This window comes from Vibrio intestinalis (assembly GCF_025195085.2).
GTDB lineage: Bacteria > Pseudomonadota > Gammaproteobacteria > Enterobacterales > Vibrionaceae > Vibrio > Vibrio intestinalis.
In genome coordinates, this window is record NZ_JANAVY020000001.1 from 888,801 (window position 1) to 911,946 (window position 23,146).

A 23,146-nucleotide genomic window follows, 5' to 3' on the forward strand; every position below is an offset into this window, starting at 1 on the left:
GTATGCTAAACGCGATACGCAAAAATGGCGCAACACTAGCCTTGTTTGCTTGTGCTTCAACAGGCTTAGTGGCGCTAACTCAATATCTGACCAAAGATCAGATTCATCAGCAAGAAAAAGCGCAATTGCTCTCGGTACTTAACCAAGTGATTCCGCATAAACTGCACGACAACGAAATGTACCAATCTTGCACTTTGGTTAAAGATGCAGCGTTAGGCACAGAAGAGCCGATGCCTGCCTATATCGCGACTCTAAACGGCCAACCGAGTGCGATTGCTATCGAAGCTATCGCCCCTGACGGCTATAACGGTGCAATTAAAATCATTGTTGGTATCAAGCACGATGGTACGATCACGGGCACTCGAGTGCTATCTCACCAAGAAACCCCAGGACTGGGTGATAAAATAGACTTAAGGGTCGGCGATTGGATTTTGGGCTTTACTGGCAAAAACGTCTCCGACGATAACCGTGATACATGGTTGGTGCGCAAAGATGGCGGTCAATTTGATCAATTTACCGGTGCAACCATTACACCTCGCGCTGTGGTGAAAGCGGTAAGAAATACCGTCGACTACGTTAACCAAAACCGTCAAACGTTGTTAGAACAACCTTTAAACTGTGGAGGTAACCATGGTTGAGCATAAAAAACTGATTAAGGATGGCCTGTGGGATAACAACCCTGCCCTTGTTCAGCTACTTGGGCTTTGTCCACTACTTGCGGTTTCATCAACAGTCACCAACGCATTAGGCCTAGGCGTCGCGACGTTATTGGTGCTAGTGGGTTCTAACGTGACCGTATCGTTAGTTAAAGATTACGTGCCAAAAGAAGTGCGTATTCCGGTTTTCGTTATGATCATCGCGTCACTAGTAACCTGTGTTCAGTTACTGATGAATGCTTACGCCTACGGTTTATACCTATCGCTGGGTATCTTTATCCCGCTGATTGTGACCAACTGCATCATCATTGGCCGCGCAGAAGCTTTTGCCTCAAAAAATGCGCTGTTACCGTCAGCTCAAGATGGCTTTTGGATGGGCATGGGTATGACGGCGGCTCTAGTCGCTCTAGGTGCAATGCGTGAATTAATTGGCAATGGCACACTATTCGACGGTGCTGACTTACTGCTCGGTGAGTGGGCAAAAGTATTACGCATCGAAGTATTCCAAATCGATAACAGTTTTCTACTCGCCTTATTGCCTCCAGGCGCTTTTATTGGCGTAGGCTTAATGATCGCGTTGAAAAATGTCATTGATAAAAAACTAGCCGATCGCCAACCAAAACAACAAAAACAGGCGATAGAGCGAGTACGCGTTACCAACTCTTAATCATCTCGGTAAGCGAGATGTAAACCAAAACCAGTCAGAATGAAATAACACGCCCGAAGAGGTACTCATCTGACTGGTCACACTAGAAGCAGCAGCCAACAAAATGAACAAAACCAAACGCATTGAGATTCTTGAGCGGCTGAGGGAAAACAATCCTAACCCGCAGACAGAACTAAATTGGAGCACTCCTTTCGAACTGCTTATAGCGGTATTACTTTCCGCACAAGCAACCGACGTTAGCGTAAACAAAGCCACGGATAAACTCTACCCTGTCGCGAACACGCCGCAAGGGTTGCTCGACTTAGGTGTCGATGGCGTAAAGGATTACATCAAAACTATCGGGCTATTTAATTCAAAAGCGGAAAACGTCATTAAAACTTGCCGAATTTTACTCGAGCAACACAATGGTGAAGTCCCTGAAAACCGAGAGGCGTTAGAGGCTCTACCTGGTGTTGGACGCAAAACCGCTAACGTTGTACTGAATACCGCCTTTGGTTGGCCAACTATCGCTGTCGATACGCACATTTATCGCGTTTCGAATCGAACCAAATTTGCCATGGGTAAAAACGTAGACCAAGTAGAAGAAAAGCTGCTTAAAGTCGTGCCAAAGGAATTCAAACTCGATGTACACCACTGGTTGATTCTACACGGCCGTTATACCTGTGTTGCCCGCAAGCCACGCTGCGGCAGTTGTATTATTGAAGACTTGTGTGAGTTTAAAGAAAAAACAGAAGTGTAGACTCGCCTCGAGCCAAAAAACTAAGGCAGCCATAGGCTGCCTTTTTAATGCACTTTATAAGTTATTGACGGATTAAAGCTCCGTTACGCTTTGCACATCTTTGATCATTTGCTCGGTAGAGTGAACACCAGCAATCGATACATACCAAGAGTCTACATCCAAGAAAGCAATCCGCTTATTTTTGTAAGCTTTAGTCTGCTTGATTAGATCATTATCAAACGCCTGAGTTAAATCGTAGTTTGAATTAGCATCGAGCTTATTACGGTCAATCGCGAGAATAATGCTTGGGTTTACTTCGTGGATGAATTCATAAGACACCAGATCACCGTGGTTACCTGCGTCTTCTTTTTTCACCGTCTCAAGGAAACCAAAATCTTGATAGATCGCAGAGAAACGCGAATGCGCGCCAAAGGTGGTAATGTTCTCACCCAGGCTCAATACCGTCAGAGCATCAATTTTGTTGCCTTGATTATGCTCACGAATCGCTGAGATTTGCGCATCCAACTGTTTGATCTTCTGTTCCACTTTATCTTCGATAGCAAAAATTTTGCCCAAGTTTCGCCACTGCTGCTGCGTACTCGTCCAATAGTCGTGTTTCAAATTTGCCGAAAAGATAATGGTCGGCGCAATATCAGAAAGCTCATCATATTTAGAGGAAGCGCGAGGGCCAATAATAATAAGATCTGGTTTGGCGGTGAAAATATTTTCAAAATCCGGCTCAAAATGACTACCTGCTGATGGATAATCGTTTTGGTTATACTTCGCCAGATAGGAAGGTAGGTGCGAGGCATTCGCCACAGCAACCGGATCAATACCAAACTTGTCAAGCGCATCCAATACACCAAAACCAATCGCGACAACCCGCTTTGGTTGCACTTCAACTTCTGTTTTTCCTTTCTGGTGCTCGATTGTGACTGTTTCTGCCATTGCTGCCGTAGAAAACAACATTGCGAGAAAAATACCTAGGTACTTGTTCATTCCATAAACCTTAATGAGAGTCATTATCAGTGGTTGGCAAATATACCCATACCTTATTGAGCAATCAAGCAAAAGGCGCATTTACTTAGACAAATCCGTGCTAAGATAAAACGTAATTTTGTTTAATTTTGGAGCACTTCCATGTCAAATGGCCGCATTCTTCATACCATGCTTCGCGTGGGTAACTTAGATAAATCTATCCAATTTTACACTGACGTAATGGGCATGACATTGCTGCGTCAGCACGACAACGAAGAGTACAAATACACTCTTGCTTTCCTAGGCTACGGTGATGAGTCTCAAGGTTCAGTGATTGAGCTGACTTACAACTGGGGCACAAGTGAATACGACCTTGGCAACGCATTTGGTCATATCGCCATCGGCGTTGACGACATTTACGCAACTTGTGATGCCATCAAAGCTGCGGGCGGTAATGTAACGCGCGAAGCAGGCCCGGTAAAAGGTGGCTCAACACACATTGCATTCGTCAAAGACCCTGACGGATACATGATTGAACTTATTCAGAATACCCAAGCATCTGCTGGCCTAGAAGGTTAGTCATCTAAGTAAAATTCGTGTTAATAATTCGCTGCAACTTCCATGGTGAATTATTAACACTTTACATGATAATCATTATCATTTAATCTTTATCGCATCTGGAAGATGGAGATTTATGAAATGGGTATCGCTGACTGGGAGAAACATACTTTACTGGCTGATATCGCTCTAAAAGAAAAAGATCATTTGCGTAGTATTCTTCACTATCAACAAGCTCTGACTCTAAGCGAAGATATCGGTGATTCTGAATCGATTGACGTAGAAGACCGTCTGATGATTTCAGTCATCTCTTGTCACAACATGGCGTCATTTTGGCGAACCATGGGTGATGTAAAGTATGAGTTAAAATATCTAAAACTGGCTTCGGAAAAGGTGCTAACACTGGTACCTCAATGTCCGAACAGTGACTGTGATGCTTTTGTAGATTCAATGGGCTGCTGTAAAAAAGCGCTGATTGAGTTCATGAAACGCCACCCAAACCCAAAAATTGCACGTATGGTGCAAGATATAGACACAGCGACAAACTGCAACCTAATCGCAAAATTCCGTCTAAACTAATTAAGTTTCCCCTTATTGGTGATTTAGTCACGCCAATACAAAAAAACCAGCCAAACGGCTGGTTTTTACTTTTCTAGCGTGTAGCAATACCACTAAACAAGAGTGCTAAACGTTAGTACGCCCCAGTGAAATCACTACGCGGCGGTTTTTGTCTTTGCCAATTGGCGAGGCGTTATCGGCAATTGGTCGACGCTTACCGTAACCTTGTACCTGAATACGGTCTTGTGGCATACCAATCGACTCAAAGTAACTTCTCAACACTTCAGCACGCTGCTCCGAAAGTTGCTGGCTAGCACTTTTACTGTCTTCCGAATCGGTATAAGTGGATACCAACACCAAATCAATATCTTGGTTGTGACGAATATACTCGGCAATTTGTGCCAAACGTTTCTGCGATGCCTTGTTCAATTGAACACTTGAGCGATCATAGTGAAGGATCGTGAATGAGATATCTTCAAAGCTGTATGGCAGCAGGTTAGCAATACAATCACTGAATACATTGTACTTAGGTTGGAACAGTACCGAAGAGAGCGCAACTTCTACCCTTTGATCTCGGCTTTGCCATTCTTGATAGCTAAATGTCGGATAACGACCTTTCTCAAGTTCGCTCAGTAAGCTCCACGCTGTTTGACCACCTACATAACCATCAAATTGTTTAAAGAAACGAATATTGGTCATGCGATCTGCGCCCTCACCCGGACGCCAAGCTGGCGGCATAGAAACAAGGGAAACATCACGCGTTTCACCCATAGGGCGCTTCATTTTGAGTTCAAAATCCAAGTTAAGTTTTTTACTGGCATGAGAAGAGAACACCGCATCACCATAATTTGGGATAGGGTGAACCAAGCGGCATTCTAATGGCGTGTTGACCACCATTTGCCATTGAGACTGTTGAGGTGTCGCCACGTAGTGTTTATCCATAGCAACACTTGGGGCTGCTATAGAAATCATTGAAAGTGCTACGCTTGTGGCTAACCGCTTCTTCATGTTTTAACTTTACTCTTGAATATGTCACACGCGGCACTAGCTTGCCGCTTATCGTTGTTGCTAAGTATAAAGCAAGAAGCCCGCCAACTTTTGGTTGCTCAAGCGAATACACTTATTGTTGCTACTTCTATCAGCAATAAATAGAAACAACGCCTAATCCCTCGCCACTCAATGATATTAGCAAAGGAATAACAAGGCGATATCTCCTGCTATTGGCGATTGGTATTGCAGATAGAATCTGCAATAATGCTTCTCTAATCACACAAAATTAACTAAACATGACTGTAGAAAACGAAGCATTGACGCTTAAAAAACGCTTTCGCGGCTATTTCCCTGTGGTAATCGATGTTGAAACCGCGGGATTTAACGCCAAAACTGACGCACTACTCGAAATTTGTGCCATCACCTTAAAAATGGATGAGCATGGCGATCTTCATCCAGCGTCGACGATTCACTTTCATGTTGAGCCCTTTGAGGGCGCGAACCTAGAGAAAGAAGCACTAGAGTTTACCGGAATCCACGACCCATTTAGCCCATTGCGTGGTGCGGTTGCCGAATCTGAAGCTCTCAAGGAAATCTACAAACTTGTGCGTAAAGAGCAAAAAGCCGCGGATTGTAGCCGCGCAATTATCGTTGCTCACAATGCCACTTTCGACCACAGCTTTGTGATGGAAGCGAGCGAACGCAGCAAGTTAAAACGAGTCCCGTTCCACCCCTTCGCAACTTTTGATACTGCCGCACTAAGTGGCCTTGCTTACGGCCAAACCGTTCTGGCCAAAGCATGCAAAACTGCTGGGATGGAATTTGACAACAAAGAAGCCCATTCTGCGCTATACGATACACAAAAAACCGCAGAGCTCTTCTGTGGCATCGTTAATAAATGGAAAGCTCTTGGTGGCTGGCCTATTACTGATGATGTCGAAGAATAATAATTGTAAACACAATCAATGAGTTAATTATGAACCCTGTTGTAATTTCTGTCTGTATCATGCTGGTACTAGCACTGATGCGAGTGAATGTTGTGGTCGCCCTGACATTCAGCGCAATTGTCGGTGGTCTAGTGTCGGGCATGAGTCTAAACGATGCGGTCTCAGCATTTGAGAGCGGCCTTGGTGGCGGTGCAACTATCGCACTTAGCTATGCAATGCTTGGTACTTTTGCTGTCGCGATTTCTAAATCTGGTATTACCGATCTACTAGCAAATAGCGTTATTAAACGTCTACATGGCAAAGAAAGCGGCGCGGCCTCTACTGGCTTGAAATACGCTGTACTTGTTGCCCTAGTATTAGTAACTATGTCGTCTCAAAACGTCATTCCAGTTCATATCGCCTTTATCCCTATTCTTATTCCACCTTTGCTGGGCGTATTTGCCAAACTCAAACTTGACCGTCGTATGGTTGCGTGTGTGCTAACATTTGGCCTAATCACACCATACATGGTTCTACCGGTTGGTTTTGGTGGTATTTTCCTAAACAACATTCTGCTTAAAAACCTACATGACAACGGCCTAGATAATGTTGTAGCGAGCCAAGTTCCAACAGCAATGCTACTACCAGCTGCTGGTATGTTGTTTGGCCTACTCACAGCCGTGCTGTTTACTTACCGTAAACCACGTGAGTACGCTGAAACAGCACACACTACCACAGAACAACAAACGCAAACAATTAACAAGAAGAACATCTTTATTGCCGCTGCAGGTATTGTTGCTGCCCTAGCCGTTCAATTGGCGACAGGCTCAATGATCATTGGTGCACTAGCGGGCTTTATGGTGTTTACCTTTGGTGGCGTTATCGCATGGAAAGAAACCCATGATGTGTTCACTAAAGGCGTTCACATGATGGCCATGATTGGTTTCATTATGATCTCTGCTGCAGGCTTTGCCGCAGTCATGAAGCAAACTGGTGGCGTTGAATCTTTGGTTGAAGCTCTATCCACCAGCATTGGTGACAACAAACCTCTCGCTGCACTATTAATGTTAGTGGTTGGCCTATTGGTGACTATGGGTATCGGCTCGTCGTTTTCTACTATTCCAATTATTGCCACTATCTATGTTCCTCTTGCGGCAGCATTTGGTTTCTCTCCGATGGCAACTATCGCTCTAGTCGGCACGGCGGCAGCGCTTGGTGATGCTGGCTCTCCAGCCTCGGATTCGACTTTAGGCCCAACATCCGGCCTAAATGCTGATGGGCAGCATGAGCATATATGGGAAACGGTTGTCCCAACCTTTATTCACTACAACTTACCACTGATTGCCTTTGGTTGGTTGGCGGCGATGGTTCTATAACCGCGCCCATGTGATATAAAAAAAGCTGACTCAAATGAGTCAGCTTTTTTGTATCTACGCGAATTTGTCGCTGCAGAGATTATTGGTATTTCTCTGCCATTGCTGCCAATACTGGCACCATATCTTTTAGTAGCTCGCTTTCTACTGGCTTACCTTTCGCATCGGTCACGTTGATCGACGTGCGGTTACCAAGGTCACCAAATAGGAAGGTATAAGTAATTGATCTAAGCTCAACCGGTTTTACACCAATTTCTTGCCAGAACTCATCGTCCTGTTCAACGTATTTCGCTTTGATAGTACCTTGTGAGCGGTTACGTTCTTCAATATTAAAGCCCATCGCTGGCAAGATATCTGGCAAACGGTTCCAAAGTACATCATATGGCGCACGAGCGATAATCACTGGTAAACCAGAGCGGTCAGTACCCATAGTGATTGGAATGTTCTTCACCAACTCACGCGCTTTGCGCTCAGCTTCTAAACGAATATCCAAATCATAACGAGCAGTAACCAAGTTACTCATCAATGCGCTGTAACGCTCTTTGTTCGTCAAAGTTACTGGCTTAACGTCAGAGCCTTCACGCCAATCAATTAACGCAAGGTGAACACCATGACGACCATTCGACGTCACGCGAGAGATTTGGTAACGCGCACTTAGCGGTAAATCTTCATCTTCTGAAACCCAAGTAACCCAACCGGTTTCAATGCTGTTTTCTGTTTGATTTTGAATACCGATACCGCGTTCATTCAGCATCGTTTGCGCAGTTGACCACACTTTGTCGGCTTCAGTTGCACGAAGTAACCAAAGGGTCACATCGCCACCTTTGCGGTCAATTCGAGCGCCAGGAATCAATTCAAGAATTTGTTGCGGAGGACGAATGTCTACTTGAGGGCCAACACCACCTCGGAAGTCACCTTGAGGCACTTGGTAGTTGGTGTAAAACTGAGGTTCAGCACCTTCAATAGACTGCCATTCACTAAACGTAGGAGTATTGAGATACTCAAAGTCGTCCTGTGCCTGACGGCGTTGACTTGCATTTCCGGAACATGCACTTAAAACAAAAACAGCTAGCGAACTAACAACTAGCTGGGATGACAATTTCATTGAAACTCCTGATAGATAAATGCTGAGGCCGCAGCCTCAGCAATCCATTATAAATTAGTAAATACAAGCCTCAGTCATGGCTTGAGAAACAGTCGGTATCGCTTCCTCTGACAGCTCTGTCAGTGGCAGGCGAAGACAACCGTTTTCAATCAGACTCATTTTGTGTGCTGCCCATTTAACTGGGATCGGGCTTGACTCGACAAATAAATTCTTATGTAGCGTCATCAAACGCTTGTTGATGATTTCAGCTTCGTCAAACTTGCCTTCACGAGCAAGACGGAACATATCAGCCATGTCTTTCGCTGCGATATTGTTCGTTACCGAAATCACGCCTTGGCCGCCAAGACGGACAAAATCTAAGCCTGTCGAATCATCACCACTTAGTAAGATAAAATCTTCGCCACAAAGTTCACGGTGAATTGCAATTCTTTCTAAATCACCTGTCGCATCTTTCAGCGCAACAATGTTTGGGTGTTTAGCTAAACGCGCCACAGTCTCTGGCAGTAGGTCAACACCTGTGCGGCCCGGCACGTTATAAAGAATTTGTGGCACATCGCTTTCTTCAGCGATAGCAGTAAAATGTTGGAACAAGCCCTCTTGAGTCGGCTTATTGTAATACGGAGTCACACTCAAGCAACCTACGATGCCTGAATTGTTAAGTAATCGACTAAAAGTCACTGCTTCGTGGGTCGCGTTTGCGCCAGTACCAGCAATAACAGGAATGCGTCCATCCGCAAACTCAACTGTTTTTGCTACTACCTTGACATGCTCTTCGACAGTTAACGTCGCAGACTCACCCGTCGTACCAACAGATACGATAGCGTCCGTACCGGCTTCGACATGATGGTCGACCAGCTTCTTCAGGCTTGCGTAATCCACTTCTCCGTCGAGATTAAATGGTGTAATTAGCGCTACGATACTTCCTGAAAACATGTCTATCTCCCTTATTTTGCTTCTTTCAGCATGGTACTTTAATGCGATTCAAAAACACAAGCGATTAAACGCGCTTAAATCGCCTATTAGTATGAATATTTATACCTAACTGACATCAAGATACAGAATTCAGACCTACGTCATATTGCACAACAGGTTTCAATGAATCTAAATGGTTCTCAATACTCGTCAAGTATTCAATGAAGGCGAGCAAAATACGCCTTTTCTTACCCCTTGTGTCAAAGGCCAGTCAGGCTTCAACCGCTAAGTGTACAATTACTCAGCTATCACTCAAAAATGCTCTTGTGCGGCGTTTTTCTCGCCACTAACTGTGCTAAGCTATTTGTCTAATGTAAGGAAATCGAAGTGATATTATGACTCAGCATCTGGTGATTACCGCTGTAGGAACCGACCGCCCAGGCGTATGCAATCAAGTGGTACATTTAGTAACTCGTTCTGGCTGCAATATTGTTGATAGTCGCATTGCTCTATTTGGCAATGAATTCACCTTAATCATGTTGCTCTCTGGCAATAACGCGGCCATCACCCGCGTAGAAACCACGCTACCTCTACTTGGCCAAGAGCATGACCTCATCACCATGATGAAGCGCACCTCAAAGCATGACCATCCTAATAACTCTTACACGCTTGAAGTGTTTATCGAGTCTGATGACAAGCCAGGGCTAACTGAAAAATTCACTCAGTTCTTTGCCAACAAGCAAATCGGCCTTTCTTCTCTAAGTGCTCAAACTCATGAGAAAGACAAACTTCATGCCGATTCGGACCAGTTTCATCTGGCATTAACTGCCTTGGTGGATTCAGAGTGTAACCTGATGCAAATTCAAGAAGAGTTCAATGAACTCTGCGCCGAGCTCAGCGTAAAAGGGTCATTGAACTTCATAAAAAACAGCCAATAAAAAAGGAATCTCCATGAATACGCTCACTGCAGGCTCACCTGCTCCCGCCTTTTCACTGCTCGACCAAGATGGCAACACAGTGTCACTTTCTGATTTCGCTGGTAAGAAAGTCCTTTTCTACTTCTACCCGAAAGCAATGACGCCGGGTTGTACGGTGCAAGCGCAAGGCCTACGCGATACTAAAGCAGAATTGGATGAACACAATGTTGTAGTATTAGGCGTCAGCATTGACCCGGTAAAACGCCTAGGTAAATTCATCGAGCGAGATAACCTTAACTTCACTCTACTTTCTGACGAAGACCACGCCGTTGCGGAACAATTTGGTGTGTGGGGCGAGAAAAAGTTCATGGGCAAAGTATACGACGGCCTCCACCGCATCAGCTTCCTAATTAATGAAGAAGGTGTGATTGAACACGTATTCAATAAGTTCAAAACCAAAGATCACCATGAAGTGGTGCTGAACTACCTAAACGAAAACTAGTAGTTTATCGCTTCAATAAAAGACGCCAGCTTTTGCTGGCGTTTTTCGTTTCTGGCTTATGTTTGAAAGGTAGTTAAACAATAAACTTGTTCAATAGCTCATCTTGCTTACGAACATTCTCAGTTTGTTGCTGCATCGCCACATTCGATTTATTAGCCGACTCTGAAACCTGAGTAGAAAGATCTTTAATACGCACTGTATTACTGTTGATCTCTTCCGATACTAGGCTCTGCTCTTCCGCTGCAGAAGCAATTTGCAGGTTCATATCGGTAATACGTTGAATGATGGTTCGAATAACTTGCAAAGAGGCATCCGCTTGCTGCGCGCGTTCTACGGCAACATCCGCTGTCGATTTACTTTCATTCATTGCATTCGATACTGAGCTTGCGCCAACTTGCAACTGCTCAATCATATTGCGGATCTCAGTAGTGGATTCCTGAGTTCTTTGCGCTAGGGTACGAACCTCATCCGCAACGACCGCAAAACCACGACCAGAGTCACCAGCTCGCGCCGCCTCGATAGCAGCATTAAGCGCCAGCAAATTCGTTTGATCTGCGATATCGTTGATTACTTTCAAAATGGTTTCGATGTTAGAAGTCGCAGACTCTAATCCGACAACCTCTTCAACCGCTTGATCCACTCGCATTGAAAGTTGATTGATGGCATCTGTGGTATCACTCACCACGTTTGACCCTTCAATCGTTGCTTGATCCGCTTCTTTCACGGCTTCCGCAGCACCTTGAGCATTATTAGCGACTTCAGTTGCTGTGACCGACATTTCATTCATTGCTGTAGCAAGTTGCTCTAGCTCTTCAAGCTGGCTATGTACCGCAGTTGAAGATTGCTGCGCGCTGGTCACTGCCATTTCGGTGCCACTTAAGATCTCTGCACCAATCGCTTTCGATTGAATGATTTGCTGCTGTAAACTTTCCGTGAAGGTGTTGAATCCGCGTGCAAGTTCAGCAAACTCGGCATCCGTATTGGTGTCTAATCGCTTGGTTAAATCCCCTTGACCTGACGCCACATCTTGAATCGCACGGTTCAAGTCCCCGAGTGGTTTCATTAGGTATTTAATCAATAAAGACAATCCAATCACACTCAAAACCAGAGCAATTACAATGTAGATGATCGAGCTACTGCGCATTTCAGCGACGGTGGCAAAAGCGATAGACTCATCCACTAATGAGCCGACGTACCAACCTTCAGAGGCCACTTTGGTAAAGCGAACTAAATAAGGAACACCATCTTTTTCAAAGCGCTGTGCTCCCTCTTTAATGGCGACATTTGGCAAATAGCTCGCCATCTTCTCGCCGTTATTTTCCGCCTCTGGGTGGGCAATGGTTGTGCCGTCTTCGGTCACAATGAACAGATAGCCCGCCCCAAGTAAATCAGTTTTGTTCACCAACTCAGCAAGGCCGGTGAGCTCTAGGTCATAGAACATACCTGCGACAAATGTGCCGTTATCTTTTACTGGCGTACCAATAGAGATAATCACTTTCTTAGTTGAAGCATCTACATAAGGGTCAGTAACGATCACCGCACCTTTTGATTGGGTAGCAATGTACCAAGGGCGCTTACGCGGGTCGTAGCTTGAATCCACTTCCCATCCGTCATCGTTTTCAATCACTGAGCCATCAGACTCGTAACCAAAACCGACGGCAAGAAAGCCTTGTTTGATGACTGGTGTTTCTAAGATATTGGCCACATAAGAGCGGTCATAAGGTGACAGTTGAATGATTTCTGTTGAAGACGTAGCAAGATCGCGTTTGCTGTTCATCTCCGCGCTTACCGTGAGGCTGATCCCCTGTTCAATCTCGGTAAGACTGGTATCCACTAAAGTTTCAACTTCGTGTTTCACCAACATTAGCTGCTGTATAGAAAGCAGTAATACGGTGACAAATAGTAGCAATGAAGAAGCAGCAACAATTTTTTGGCTAAATTTCATGACATCCCTCTAAATGAAATAATGACCTAACGTTGTGTTTACGTTTTTTATAATGAGTCTCTCGACTCTTAATTTATCGACTTATCCATCATCGACTTTAGTAATCTTTTTAACAAAAATAATTATAACTGTAACCTTATTTATAAACCCATGATTTATAAATAACAAAAAACCCAGATACTCATGCATCTGGGTTGAATAATCATCTTACTTGGTAATTTCAGCGTTTACGTTTCGGCTTCAGCAGGTTCTTGACTTGGAAGAGCATTCCACACAGCTTTAACCAATGTGGCTAGAGGAATCGCGAAAAATACGCCCCAAAATCCCCACAAACCACCAAAAACCAGAACTGCGACAATGATCGCCACAGGGTGTAGGTTCACCGCCTCAGAGAACAGTACAGGCACTAGTACGTTACCATCTAAGGCTTGAATAATTCCGTAGGCCACCAACAGATAGTAGAACTCTGGTGCGAGTCCCCACTGGAATAAACCGACAATCGCTACTGGCAGCGTCACTGCCGCTGCACCAATGTATGGAATCAATACAGATAAACCAACAGCCACCGCTAGCAATACTGAGTAACGCAAATCTAAGATGGCAAACGTCACGTAACTCACGCCACCCACGATCAAAATCTCCATCACTTTACCGCGAATGTAATTAGAGATTTGTTGATTCATTTCGTCCCAAACTTTAGTCGCTAGCTTGCGATTACGCGGCAACATGCCACTGGCCATCGAGATCATCTCTTGTTTGTCTTTCAACAAGAAAAACACGAGAAGTGGTACCAAAATGAGGTAAACCGCTAAAGTAGCCAAGCTGACTAATGACGCTAAAGAACCCTTCACAACGGTTTCACCCACAGTGATCACTTGGTTCTTCGCGTTGGTCACTAAAGATTCGACAATTTGGAAGTTAGCCAACTCAGGGTACTTCTCCGGTAGCTCGGCAATAAACTGCTGCAATCCGGTGTACATATTAGGGATATCATTAATCAAATTGCCGACTTGCTGCCAAATGGTCGGAACCAGGCCAAAAACCGCCAACAACATCACGCTTGAGAAAGAGACAATTACCAAGATCACCGACACGGTTCTCGGCATCCCTAATTTACTTAGCTGTGAGACAGGCCATTCCAGCAGGTAAGCTAATACGATAGCCACCAGCAGGGGCGCGATTAGGTTGCCGAAAAAATAGATAGTGATAAAACCGAAAAATAGTATGGCAACTAAACTAACAGCGTGTGGATCAGAGAATCGTCGTTTATACCAACGATTGACCATTTCTAACATCTAACATGGTTCCTTTTCTTTGGTCACTAGCAAACAGAAATCACTTCCCTGCTTGTTGCAACTGAGCGTGTAGGCGTTCTTTTCTAAAAAGCGCACAATATCAGATTTAGAGCTCGGGTCTGAAACCCAGATTTCCGTCGTTTGTCCTACTTCTAACAAAACAACATGACGTTTCATCAGCAGCAATGACATTGGGCAAACTTGATCCCTTAAGTCTAGACTGGCCAACTCCTTGCCATCCTCTAATATTGTTCGAAAGCCAACATTGTATACTTAAATCACCTTATCGGGGCAGATTTCTACTATTGCCCATAAAATGAGGACGTTACGTATTGGGTCGAGTAGACAAACATACTGGCTGCAATCCAAACCTGCCATTACTAGAAACAAACTTAACAGTCTGTTATTTCGAATAAAAATAAGCCGAAAACAGGCCATAATCCTTAAGTTTATTTGCTTTGAAACCATCACGGCAATAAAGTGTCTATATAGTCACAGGTACTCAAACCACGCATGCCCATTTTTTGAGGCCAGCAAAGATAATTACAAACGGAGTTAAGCCGGCTTAGTATGTTTAAACGAACGCGTTCAATTTTAGCTTTATTTACTGCTACCGCATTATGCTTACCATCAGCACCCGCATTGTCTAACAGCCTTGCCTTGCCTGAGATTGGTACAGCGGCAAGTGGTACGCTCACCATAGACCAAGAACTGCAATATGGTGATGCTTACATGCGTATGCTGCGTAGCCGCGCGCCGATTGTTAATGACCCTGTCATCAACCAATATATTGATCGCCTTGGTCATCAGTTGGTCGCTAATGCTAATGATGTAAAAACTCCGTTCACCTTCTTCATGATTCGCGATCGCAATATCAACGCATTTGCTTTCTTTGGTGGCTATGTGGCTCTGCACTCTGGGCTATTTTTGCACGCGCAATCAGAAAGTGAGTTGGCCTCTGTGATGGCGCACGAAATTGCTCACGTGACTCAGCGCCACCTTGCCCGCAGTATGGAAGATCAAGCGCGCAGAACGCCTGCGACCATTGCTGCATTAGCCGGCTCATTACTATTAGCGATTGCCGCCCCTGAAGCAGGTATTGCCGCCCTCACGGCTACTAGTGCTGGCGCAATGCAAGGCACAATCAACTACACCCGTAGTAATGAACGAGAAGCCGATAGATTTGGCATCTCTACGCTAGCAAAAGCAGGGTTTGACGTTCAAGCTATGCCACGATTCTTTGATCGACTAGCGGATGAGTATCGCTACGCGAGCAAACCACCACCAATGCTGCTTACGCACCCACTGCCTCAAGATCGTCTCACCGATACGCGTGCGCGCGCCGAAAGCTATCCGCCGATGCGAATCCAACCTAATTTGGATTATCATCTTGCTCGCTCCCGAATTGTTGCGCGCTACACCGGAATCAAACCCGAAGCAGCGCAAGATTGGTTCACGCGCACGGAAAGAAAAGTCTCTCCAGATCTCAAACCAGCCTTCGAGTATGGCCGCGCGCTAGTGCATTTAGACAATCGCGAGTTCAGCAAAGCGCAAGAGATTTTGCTACCTATACTCAAACAAGACCCGAATAACCTGTTCTATTTAGATGCGATGTCGGATGTCTATCTCGGTCTTGAACAACCAGAGAGGGCAGAAGCAATGCTAACTAAGGCGTTAAAGTCGACACCATCAAACCCAGTATTGATGATTAATTACGCCAACGTGCTGATCAAACAAGATAAAAATGAGCAAGCGATCAGACAGTTACAGCGCTACACTCATGACAATCCCAACGACACAACTGGCTGGCATTTATTGTCTGAAGCTCACATCCATCTTGGGCATAGCGATGAAGACTTAGCCGCTCGCGCTGAAATCCTGGCGCTAAAAGCCAATTGGGGCAAAGCAATACAATATTACACACAGGCCAGCCAACTGGCCGAACTAGGAAGTCTAAAGCAAGCCAGATATGACGCGCGTATCGACCAACTGATGGTGATGCGTGACCGATTCATGTCATTACAATAAATCAAATGGAGAAATCTATGTCAGTCGTGATTTACCACAACCCTCGTTGCTCAAAGAGTCGTCAAACGTTGGCATTATTGGAAGAAAAAGGTATTGAGCCGCAAGTAGTCAAATACCTTGAAGACACCCCTTCAGTAGAACAGTTAAAGCAACTGTTTAACCAACTTGGTCTAGAAAGTGTTCGCGATATGATGCGTACGAAAGAAGATGTCTATAAAGAGTTGGCGCTAAAAGAGGCCGACGATGAAACACTGTTTAACGCGATGGCGCAAAACCCAAAACTGATTGAGCGCCCAATTGTTGTGGCAAATGGCCAAGCGAAACACGGCCGTCCACCAGAGCAGGTGTTAGAGATTCTATGATAAGACAAATTGTTGTCTTGTATTACAGTCGTCATGGCTCGACCAAAGCGATAGCACGACAAATCGCACGAGGGATAGAATCTATCCCTCACTGCGAGGCTCTACTACGAACGGTTGCCGAAATAGAACCTCAGCAACAGCCTGCAAGCGATCCCATCATCACGCTTGAGGAGCTAAAACAATGTCACGGGTTAGCGATGGGCAGCCCTGTGTGGTTTGGCAATATGGCGGCGCCTCTTAAGCACTTTTGGGATCAATCGACCATGCTGTGGTTATCGGGTGATTTGATCGACAAACCCGCTTGCGTCTTTACCTCTTCATCAAGCCTCCATGGCGGCCAAGAAACCACACTTCAAACCATGATGCTGCCACTGCTTCATCACGGCATGATGGTGCTGGGTATTCCCTACTCTGAGCCTGCTTTACACAACACCCAATCAGGCGGCACACCTTACGGTGCAAGCAGCGTTAGCCATGGACGAAACCAACCATTAACCGATGATGAAATCGAACTCGCTCAACAATTAGGAAAAAGATTAGCCACTATCGCCACCTCGTTAACTTAGGAGTCAATATGTCGAACAAGGAAGTCGAAGTTCACCCAGTGGAAAATATGGATAAAGCGCTCAAAGCGATGCAGCCTACAACTCGGCTCTATCGGCTCTTAGCCTTGTGTGGCAACCTTGCGCTGCTAATGTGGGTTGCCATTTGGCAATTTGAGCTATCACCACATCCTCACATCAATAACGCAACCCTCGCGATCGCTTGGGCTATCCCTTTACTGCTTCCTCTTCCAGGCATTTTGGCCGGTCGTCCCTATACCCACGCTTGGGCCAACTTCATTTTAATGCTCTACTTTTTACACGGATTCACCATTCTTTATATTGATGATGGTGAGCGCTGGCTTGCCAGCGTGGAGTTAGTGCTTACTAGCATGGCATTTCTTGGCAATACGCTTTACGCCAGAGCACGAGGAAAAGAGCTAGGTATGAAGCTAAAACGTTTGAGCGAAGTGGAAAAGCAAGAACGCAGTCAATTTGACGACTAGCACGCAATAAAAAAGCTGCCGATTGGCAGCTTTTTCAATCAAACCTTATCGATTATTTGATATCGATATGTTCAAAGCCTTTGATTAGGTCATCAAGTGCTTTCATCTGCGCTAGGAATGGTTCTAGTTTGTCTAGAGGAAGCGCTGAAGGACCATCACAACGAGCTTGTTCTGGGTTCGGGTGCGCTTCAATAAATAGACCAGCAATACCCGTTGCAAGACCCGCTTTAGCAAGTTCAACAGTTTGCTCACGACGGCCACCAGATGCTGCACCAGATGGATCACGCATTTGCAGTGAGTGTGTTACGTCGAAGATGATTGGGCTACCGTTTGACGCTTTTTTCATTACGCCAAAGCCTAACATATCTACCACTAGGTTATCGTAACCATGGCACGCGCCACGCTCACATAGAATAACGTTTTCGTTGCCACACTCAGCAAACTTCTCAACGATGTTACCCACTTGGCCAGGGCTCATGAACTGAGGTTTCTTAACGTTGATTACCGCACCTGTTTTCGCCATTGCTTCAACAAGGTCAGTTTGACGAGCAAGGAATGCAGGAAGCTGAATAACGTCTACTACTTCAGCAACAGGCTGAGCTTGCGCTTCTGTGTGTACGTCAGTAATGATTTTTACGCCGAAGGTATCTTTTAGCTCTTGGAAGATTTTCATACCTTCTTCTAAGCCAGGACCACGGTAAGAGTGAACTGAGCTACGGTTAGCTTTATCAAACGATGCTTTGAACACGTATGGAATGCCTAACTTTTCAGTGACCTTCACGTAGTGCTCACAGATCTGCATTGCAAGATCACGAGATTCTAGAACGTTCATACCTGCAAATAAGGTAAACGGTTTATCGTTAGCTACTGGAATATCACCAACGTGAACGATTTTTTGTTCCATCTTTTTCTCTCTATTTCAACGTATTTATGCCGAGCATCCAAGAAGCTAGGCTTAGTGTAAGGTTACCTGAGTTTGACTCATGGCGTTAACTTGGTTCTTTAATAATTCTGCTGCTGGGTCATCCGGGCACTGATCAATAAAATATTGGTAATCACTTAGTGCAACTTGATGACAGTCTAGCTGCTGATAGATAAAGCCGCGATCGCGAATTTCATACGGGTCATCAGGGACAAAGGTTAAAGCCAGATCCGTACAGCGCAATGCCAATGCGTAACGCTCTTCTCTTAATAAAGCACTTTTAATCAGCGCTAGCCAACGACCAATCACCGTTGGGTGATCAACCTTCTGTAAATGTTTCGGTTTTAGTTTAGCAAATGGGCCTTTATGCCCCACCAGCCATGCGCGTAATGTATGTTGTGACACATACTCGCCATTGAATGGATTCACATAGCTTGGCTCTTTACCCGGCCAATCAAGTTTAAGCAAAAACTGCGTAGGAAAAGCCACCCCTTCAATTGGGAAGCCAAGCTGTCGACCAATAAAAAGAATAAGTGCTCCTAAACTGACCGGAATGCCTTTACGACGCTCCAACACCTTATCGATAAACGCGTTAGCGGAATCAAAGTAAGCGTCTTTATCGCCTTGAAAGCCCCACTCATGATAAAACAAGCGCAAAAAGGCATCGAATTTTTGCTCTGCATGTGTCTCGTGCACAAGCGCCAGCTCTGCCTCTTGCAAAAGTCGGCTTAACTCATTCTTCGCCCAAGCGACCTGCGTTTCTGGGTTCACAGCTTGATTTAGCACTAGAGCGCCTTCAGCAAGCTCCAAAGCATCAAAATCTTCATCAAACAGTGTTTGCATCACTACTGCCCTACTCATTTAAAACAACGTTGGTGATTTCGTTAGTGCAATGTTGCTCGCCATTAATAGCCAGCCTAGAGCACCGAAGAAACCAAAAACGCGCAGTAAGGTGTTTTTCGCAAGCTTAAGAGAGAAGAAGCCCAGTGCAATGTAAGCCAAAATACAGGTAATTTTATTTGTTAGCCAAGGCGCAGCATCGGTAAAAGGTACGTAACCAGTAAGCATGATCAGACCAATACCGGATAGCAACAACGCGGTGTCGTTAATGTGCGGGAATATCTTTAAGAATTTCTTTTCACGCAATGGCGAGTTTGCCATTAATAGTGCAAAACGTACTGACAGCAAGGTCGCGCTAATCGCGATGGTCAGTAAATGGAAATGTTTTAAACCTTCGTACATGGACACTGTCTCTTATTATTTATTCGAATGTTTTTGCCACATAACGACCCAAGGTCACACGATCATTGTTACCGTAATCTTGATAGGTTTCGACATCAATATAACCATTCTCGTTAAAGATTTGGCGTACGGCTTCACCTTGGTCATATCCATGTTCAAACAGCAACCAGCCATCATTGCTCAAATACTCTCTAGCTGATTGGGTAATATGTCGAATATCAGCCAAGCCTTGGTCTTTTGCAACCAATGCACTTAGTGGCTCAAAACGTACATCACCCTGCTGTAAGTGCGGGTCGTTTTCTTCAATATAGGGTGGATTCGATACGATAACAGCAAACTGCGTACCAGCTTGCAAGGGCTCAAACCAACTACCGGCTAAAAAAGTGCTATTTGTGATACCAAGCGTTTGCGCATTATCAGTCGCTAATTGCTGTGCATCTGGCATTAAGTCAATCCCGATAACCTTACGGCTCGGCAGTTCAGAGGCGAGTGCTAACGCAATGGCACCTGTTCCGGTGCCAAGATCGAGTATCGCGCCTTCACTTAATGCGGCTTTATCTAGCGCGAGTTCAACCAGTCGCTCAGTGTCAGGACGAGGAATTAACGTCGTTGGCGACACTTTTAGCGGTAGAGACCAAAACTCTCGCTCACCAACAATATACGCAACGGGTTCGCCTTGAATACGGCGGCTAAGAAGGGTTTGGAATTGCTGTTGCTGCTCAGTAGAAAGCAGTTTATCAGGCCACGTAAGTAGAAACGAACGCGGCTTAGATAATGAATGGCACAGTAACACTGCGGCATCAAGAGACGGCGAATCACTGCCGCTCTCTTGAAGATTTGCTACCGCCAGCTTGAGTGTTTGTTCAACACTAAGTTCTGCTGTCATTGATTAGTTGTTCTCAGCCAATGCTGCCAACTGATCCGCTTGGTGCTCTTGAATCACAGGATCAACCAAGCTATCTAAATCGCCTTCCATTACTTCATTCAAGCGGTAGACAGTTAAGTTGATGCGGTGATCCGATACACGACCTTGTGGGTAGTTGTAAGTACGGATGCGGTCACTACGGTCACCAGAACCTAGTAGGTTACGACGAGTATCAGAGACCTCTGCCGCTCGGCGAGCTTGTTCAGCTTGAACGATACGCGCCGCTAGCACAGACATCGCTTTCGCTTTGTTCTTATGCTGAGAACGCTCATCCTGACACTCTACGACCGTACCTGTTGGAAGGTGGGTAATACGGATTGCTGAGTCCGTGGTGTTTACGTGCTGACCACCCGCGCCTGATGCACGGAAAGTATCAATTTTAAGGTCGCCTGCTTTGATTTCTGGTAGATCCGCTTCTGGGATTTCTGGCATCACAGCAACAGTACAAGCTGACGTATGTACACGGCCTTGAGATTCAGTTTCTGGCACACGTTGTACACGGTGGCCGCCTGACTCAAATTTCAAAATACCGTATGCGCCATCGCCGTTCACTTTAGCGATCATCTCTTTGTAACCGCCCTGCTCTGACTCGTTGCAGCTCATCACTTCGATGCGCCAACCTTTCTTTTCAGCGAACTTCGAGTACATACGGAACAAGTTACCCGCAAAGATACCTGCTTCGTCGCCACCAGCACCGGCACGAATCTCTAGGAAACAGTTACGATCATCGTTTGGATCTTTCGGTAATAGAAGAATTTGCAGTTCATCGTTCAAACGTTCAATCGCTGCTTTCGCTTCTTGAATTTCTTCCTGAGCCATTTCACGCATTTCAGCGTCATCTTCTTTGGCCATCTCTTCAGCCGCAGCTAGGTCTTCTTGTGCTTGCTGGTAGCTTTGGAAGCATTTTGTCACTTCTTCCAGTTGAGAATACTCTTTTGATAGCGCACGGAATTTGTCTTGGTTGCCGATGACATCAGGGTCGCCAAGGAGGTGTTGAACTTCTTCGTAACGCTCAACCAGTGTTTCTAACTTAGATAGAATAGAGGCTTTCATATTTTTCTTAACTCAGGGTTCAATTTATAGTGAGTCTTCTAGACCCAAACTTTGTCTAATAACGGCGAGCTTCGCGGGCTCACCTTGCTCTGCTGCACTCTGTAACGAACGAGTAGGAGCATGGATTAATCGGTTAGTGAGCTTGTTGCTCAGCTCCAATAACACTTTCTCAGGGTCGCCCCCAGCAGCAAGCGCTTGAATACTTCTTGCCAGTAACTCTTCACGAATTTCGTTGGCAGATTGACGATACTCACGAATACTATCCACCCCTTGTAGGGAGCGCATCCATGACATAAATGCCGCACTTTCTTCACTGACAATCGCTTCAGCTTGAATCGCTTCCACTTTGCGCTGTTCAATATTGCTGTCTACGATCGACTGCAAATCGTCAACGGTGTAAAGATAAGCATCGTTCAAATCGCCCACTTGCGATTCAATATCACGCGGTACTGCGATATCAACCAATAACATAGGTTGGTATCGACGCGATTTCAGCGCGGTCTCTACCATACCTTTACCGATAATAGGCAACGGGCTTGCGGTTGAGCTGATCACAATATCAGCGCGCGGCAAATGCTCAGGAATTTCAGGCAAGCTAATCACTTCTGCGCCGAACTCATTGGCCAGTAACTGGGCTCGTTCTTTGGTTCGGTTAGCCACAATCATATTAGTGCAGCCATTACCTGCGAGGTGCTTAGCCACCAACTCGATGGTTTCACCTGCACCAACCAACAACACTGTCGATTGCTGTAACGATTCGAAAATATGTTTCGCTAATGTACATGCGGCATAAGCCACCGACACCGCATTACCGCCAATGTCAGTTTCTGTTCGTACACGTTTCGCCACTGAAAACGTTTTTTGAAACCACTTTTCCATTGCTGTGTTAACAGACTTTTGATCGCGAGAATCAGAAAAAGCCTGTTTCACCTGACCTAAGATCTGTGGCTCGCCCAAAACTAATGAGTCTAGGCCGCAAGAAACACGCATTAAGTGACGAATCGCCGCTTGCTCTTCATGAATATAAAGGCTGGGTTTTAACTCTTCAGGGCTGACTTGGTGAAACTGCGATAGCCAATCAACGACTTTGCTCTTACCTGAAGGTTTTACGTCACAGTAAACTTCTGTTCGGTTACAAGTAGAGACAATGACACTGCCGTTTACGTGCGGGTTTTCAGAGAGTTGTAGCAATGCTTGCGGTAGCTTTTCCGGTCCGAAAGCGACTTTTTCACGCAATTCTACCGACGCTGTATTATGGTTGATACCTATAGCAAGCAAAGACATGTATCGTAGGTTCTCTGAATCAAATTATGAACAAACAAGAGAGGAATTTTACTTGATGCCCCTTATGAATAAAAGGGGATCGAGAATTTGTTTTACTCTAAAGCGGTTAAGTAACGAAAAAAATAGGCAATTTGATACCTTTCACCCGCCCTCCCTTTATGCAACAAGAACATTGATAAGCG

General features: G+C 45.3%; 26 protein-coding genes. 13 read left to right on the forward strand and 13 right to left on the reverse strand.

Annotation, left to right across the window (positions count from 1 at the left end):
- The first annotated feature begins 2 nt into the window (after positions 1–2).
- The 3 genes from rsxG to nth all read left to right on the forward strand — a co-directional run bounded on the left by rsxG (position 3) and on the right by nth (position 2,062).
- Positions 3–638, forward strand: coding sequence for an electron transport complex subunit RsxG (rsxG, locus tag MU515_RS03890; protein WP_260259039.1), 636 nt, complete (start codon positions 3–5; stop codon positions 636–638).
- Complete coding sequence (locus MU515_RS03895) at positions 631–1,323, forward strand: electron transport complex subunit E (protein ID WP_260259040.1); 693 nt, start codon at positions 631–633, stop codon at positions 1,321–1,323. The genes rsxG and MU515_RS03895 overlap by 8 nt, the downstream gene beginning before the upstream one ends.
- 103 nt (positions 1,324–1,426) lie before the next feature.
- Positions 1,427–2,062: an endonuclease III gene (gene nth, locus MU515_RS03900; RefSeq protein ID WP_260259041.1), complete on the forward strand. Its 636-nt coding sequence runs from the start codon at positions 1,427–1,429 to the stop codon at positions 2,060–2,062.
- Positions 2,063–2,134: 72 nt separating this feature from the next.
- Here nth and MU515_RS03905 read toward each other — a convergent pair whose 3' ends face one another.
- A complete protein-coding gene (locus tag MU515_RS03905) occupies positions 2,135–3,040 on the reverse strand; it encodes a siderophore ABC transporter substrate-binding protein (protein ID WP_260259042.1) in 906 nt (301 codons plus the stop codon).
- Between the two features lie 141 nt (positions 3,041–3,181).
- Here MU515_RS03905 and gloA point away from each other — a divergent pair, with 141 nt between their 5' ends.
- Together gloA and MU515_RS03915 are read left to right on the forward strand one after the other, a co-directional pair.
- Positions 3,182–3,598 carry a lactoylglutathione lyase gene (gene gloA, locus MU515_RS03910; RefSeq protein WP_260259043.1) on the forward strand — a complete coding sequence of 139 codons (417 nt, stop codon included), beginning with the start codon at positions 3,182–3,184 and terminating at the stop codon, positions 3,596–3,598.
- A gap of 120 nt (positions 3,599–3,718) precedes the next feature.
- The gene (locus tag MU515_RS03915) at positions 3,719–4,156 is read left to right on the forward strand and encodes a DUF2753 domain-containing protein (RefSeq protein WP_260259044.1); all 438 of its coding nucleotides are present in this window, start codon (positions 3,719–3,721) and stop codon (positions 4,154–4,156) included.
- 105 nt (positions 4,157–4,261) lie between these two features.
- Here MU515_RS03915 and motY read toward each other — a convergent pair whose 3' ends face one another.
- Positions 4,262–5,143, reverse strand: a complete 882-nt coding sequence (motY, locus tag MU515_RS03920) for a flagellar protein MotY (RefSeq protein WP_260259045.1) — start codon at positions 5,141–5,143, stop codon at positions 4,262–4,264.
- A 278-nt stretch (positions 5,144–5,421) separates the two neighbouring features.
- Between motY and rnt the strand changes: the two genes are divergently transcribed.
- Together rnt and MU515_RS03930 are read left to right on the forward strand one after the other, a co-directional pair.
- On the forward strand, positions 5,422–6,072 hold the full coding sequence (gene rnt, locus MU515_RS03925) for a ribonuclease T (RefSeq protein WP_260259046.1): 651 nt from the start codon (positions 5,422–5,424) through the stop codon (positions 6,070–6,072).
- A gap of 29 nt (positions 6,073–6,101) precedes the next feature.
- Positions 6,102–7,427, forward strand: a complete 1,326-nt coding sequence (locus MU515_RS03930) for a Na+/H+ antiporter family protein (RefSeq protein WP_260259047.1) — start codon at positions 6,102–6,104, stop codon at positions 7,425–7,427.
- A gap of 79 nt (positions 7,428–7,506) precedes the next feature.
- On the opposite strand, the gene bamC is transcribed toward MU515_RS03930, so the two are convergent.
- A complete protein-coding gene (gene bamC / locus MU515_RS03935; RefSeq protein ID WP_260259048.1) occupies positions 7,507–8,529 on the reverse strand; it encodes an outer membrane protein assembly factor BamC in 1,023 nt (340 codons plus the stop codon).
- A gap of 54 nt (positions 8,530–8,583) precedes the next feature.
- Positions 8,584–9,462, reverse strand: coding sequence for a 4-hydroxy-tetrahydrodipicolinate synthase (dapA, locus tag MU515_RS03940; RefSeq protein WP_260259049.1), 879 nt, complete (start codon positions 9,460–9,462; stop codon positions 8,584–8,586).
- A gap of 374 nt (positions 9,463–9,836) precedes the next feature.
- On the opposite strand from dapA, the gene MU515_RS03945 reads away from it, so the two are divergent.
- Both MU515_RS03945 and bcp read left to right on the forward strand, forming a co-directional pair.
- On the forward strand, positions 9,837–10,379 hold the full coding sequence (locus MU515_RS03945) for a glycine cleavage system transcriptional repressor (RefSeq protein WP_260259051.1): 543 nt from the start codon (positions 9,837–9,839) through the stop codon (positions 10,377–10,379).
- 13 nt (positions 10,380–10,392) lie between these two features.
- On the forward strand, positions 10,393–10,860 hold the full coding sequence (gene bcp, locus MU515_RS03950) for a thioredoxin-dependent thiol peroxidase (protein ID WP_260259052.1): 468 nt from the start codon (positions 10,393–10,395) through the stop codon (positions 10,858–10,860).
- A gap of 73 nt (positions 10,861–10,933) precedes the next feature.
- On the opposite strand, the gene MU515_RS03955 is transcribed toward bcp, so the two are convergent.
- The 3 genes from MU515_RS03955 to MU515_RS03965 all read right to left on the reverse strand — a co-directional run bounded on the left by MU515_RS03955 (position 10,934) and on the right by MU515_RS03965 (position 14,328).
- Positions 10,934–12,805 (reverse strand): methyl-accepting chemotaxis protein, encoded by a 1,872-nt coding sequence (locus MU515_RS03955; RefSeq protein ID WP_260259053.1) that lies wholly within the window; start codon positions 12,803–12,805, stop codon positions 10,934–10,936.
- Positions 12,806–13,032: 227 nt separating this feature from the next.
- On the reverse strand, positions 13,033–14,100 hold the full coding sequence (locus tag MU515_RS03960; protein ID WP_260259054.1) for an AI-2E family transporter: 1,068 nt from the start codon (positions 14,098–14,100) through the stop codon (positions 13,033–13,035).
- The gene (locus MU515_RS03965) at positions 14,101–14,328 is read right to left on the reverse strand and encodes a sulfurtransferase TusA family protein (protein WP_260259055.1); all 228 of its coding nucleotides are present in this window, start codon (positions 14,326–14,328) and stop codon (positions 14,101–14,103) included.
- A 342-nt stretch (positions 14,329–14,670) separates the two neighbouring features.
- Between MU515_RS03965 and bepA the strand changes: the two genes are divergently transcribed.
- The 4 genes from bepA to MU515_RS03985 are packed head-to-tail and all read left to right on the forward strand — an operon-like array spanning position 14,671 to position 17,538.
- The gene (gene bepA, locus MU515_RS03970; RefSeq protein ID WP_260259056.1) at positions 14,671–16,128 is read left to right on the forward strand and encodes a beta-barrel assembly-enhancing protease; all 1,458 of its coding nucleotides are present in this window, start codon (positions 14,671–14,673) and stop codon (positions 16,126–16,128) included.
- Between the two features lie 17 nt (positions 16,129–16,145).
- Entirely contained in the window at positions 16,146–16,490 is a 345-nt protein-coding gene (gene arsC, locus MU515_RS03975; protein WP_260259057.1) for an arsenate reductase (glutaredoxin), read from the forward strand.
- Positions 16,487–17,056, forward strand: coding sequence for an NAD(P)H:quinone oxidoreductase (wrbA, locus tag MU515_RS03980; RefSeq protein WP_260259058.1), 570 nt, complete (start codon positions 16,487–16,489; stop codon positions 17,054–17,056). The genes arsC and wrbA overlap by 4 nt, the downstream gene beginning before the upstream one ends.
- A 47-nt stretch (positions 17,057–17,103) precedes the next feature.
- Positions 17,104–17,538: a DUF2069 domain-containing protein gene (locus tag MU515_RS03985; protein ID WP_260259184.1), complete on the forward strand. Its 435-nt coding sequence runs from the start codon at positions 17,104–17,106 to the stop codon at positions 17,536–17,538.
- A gap of 52 nt (positions 17,539–17,590) precedes the next feature.
- Here the strand turns inward: MU515_RS03985 and kdsA are convergent, their stop codons facing one another.
- From kdsA to hemA, 6 genes are read right to left on the reverse strand one after another with little or no spacing between them, the layout of a single operon-like run.
- Positions 17,591–18,442, reverse strand: a complete 852-nt coding sequence (gene kdsA, locus MU515_RS03990; protein WP_260259060.1) for a 3-deoxy-8-phosphooctulonate synthase — start codon at positions 18,440–18,442, stop codon at positions 17,591–17,593.
- Between the two features lie 51 nt (positions 18,443–18,493).
- Positions 18,494–19,303, reverse strand: coding sequence for a SirB1 family protein (locus tag MU515_RS03995; protein ID WP_260259185.1), 810 nt, complete (start codon positions 19,301–19,303; stop codon positions 18,494–18,496).
- A gap of 18 nt (positions 19,304–19,321) precedes the next feature.
- Positions 19,322–19,702: a SirB2 family protein gene (locus MU515_RS04000; RefSeq protein WP_260259061.1), complete on the reverse strand. Its 381-nt coding sequence runs from the start codon at positions 19,700–19,702 to the stop codon at positions 19,322–19,324.
- 19 nt (positions 19,703–19,721) lie between these two features.
- Positions 19,722–20,588, reverse strand: a complete 867-nt coding sequence (prmC, locus tag MU515_RS04005) for a peptide chain release factor N(5)-glutamine methyltransferase (protein ID WP_260259062.1) — start codon at positions 20,586–20,588, stop codon at positions 19,722–19,724.
- A gap of 3 nt (positions 20,589–20,591) precedes the next feature.
- Positions 20,592–21,680, reverse strand: coding sequence for a peptide chain release factor 1 (gene prfA, locus MU515_RS04010; RefSeq protein ID WP_260259063.1), 1,089 nt, complete (start codon positions 21,678–21,680; stop codon positions 20,592–20,594).
- Between the two features lie 24 nt (positions 21,681–21,704).
- The gene (gene hemA / locus MU515_RS04015) at positions 21,705–22,964 is read right to left on the reverse strand and encodes a glutamyl-tRNA reductase (RefSeq protein WP_260259064.1); all 1,260 of its coding nucleotides are present in this window, start codon (positions 22,962–22,964) and stop codon (positions 21,705–21,707) included.
- Between the last annotated feature and the right edge of the window lie 182 nt (positions 22,965–23,146).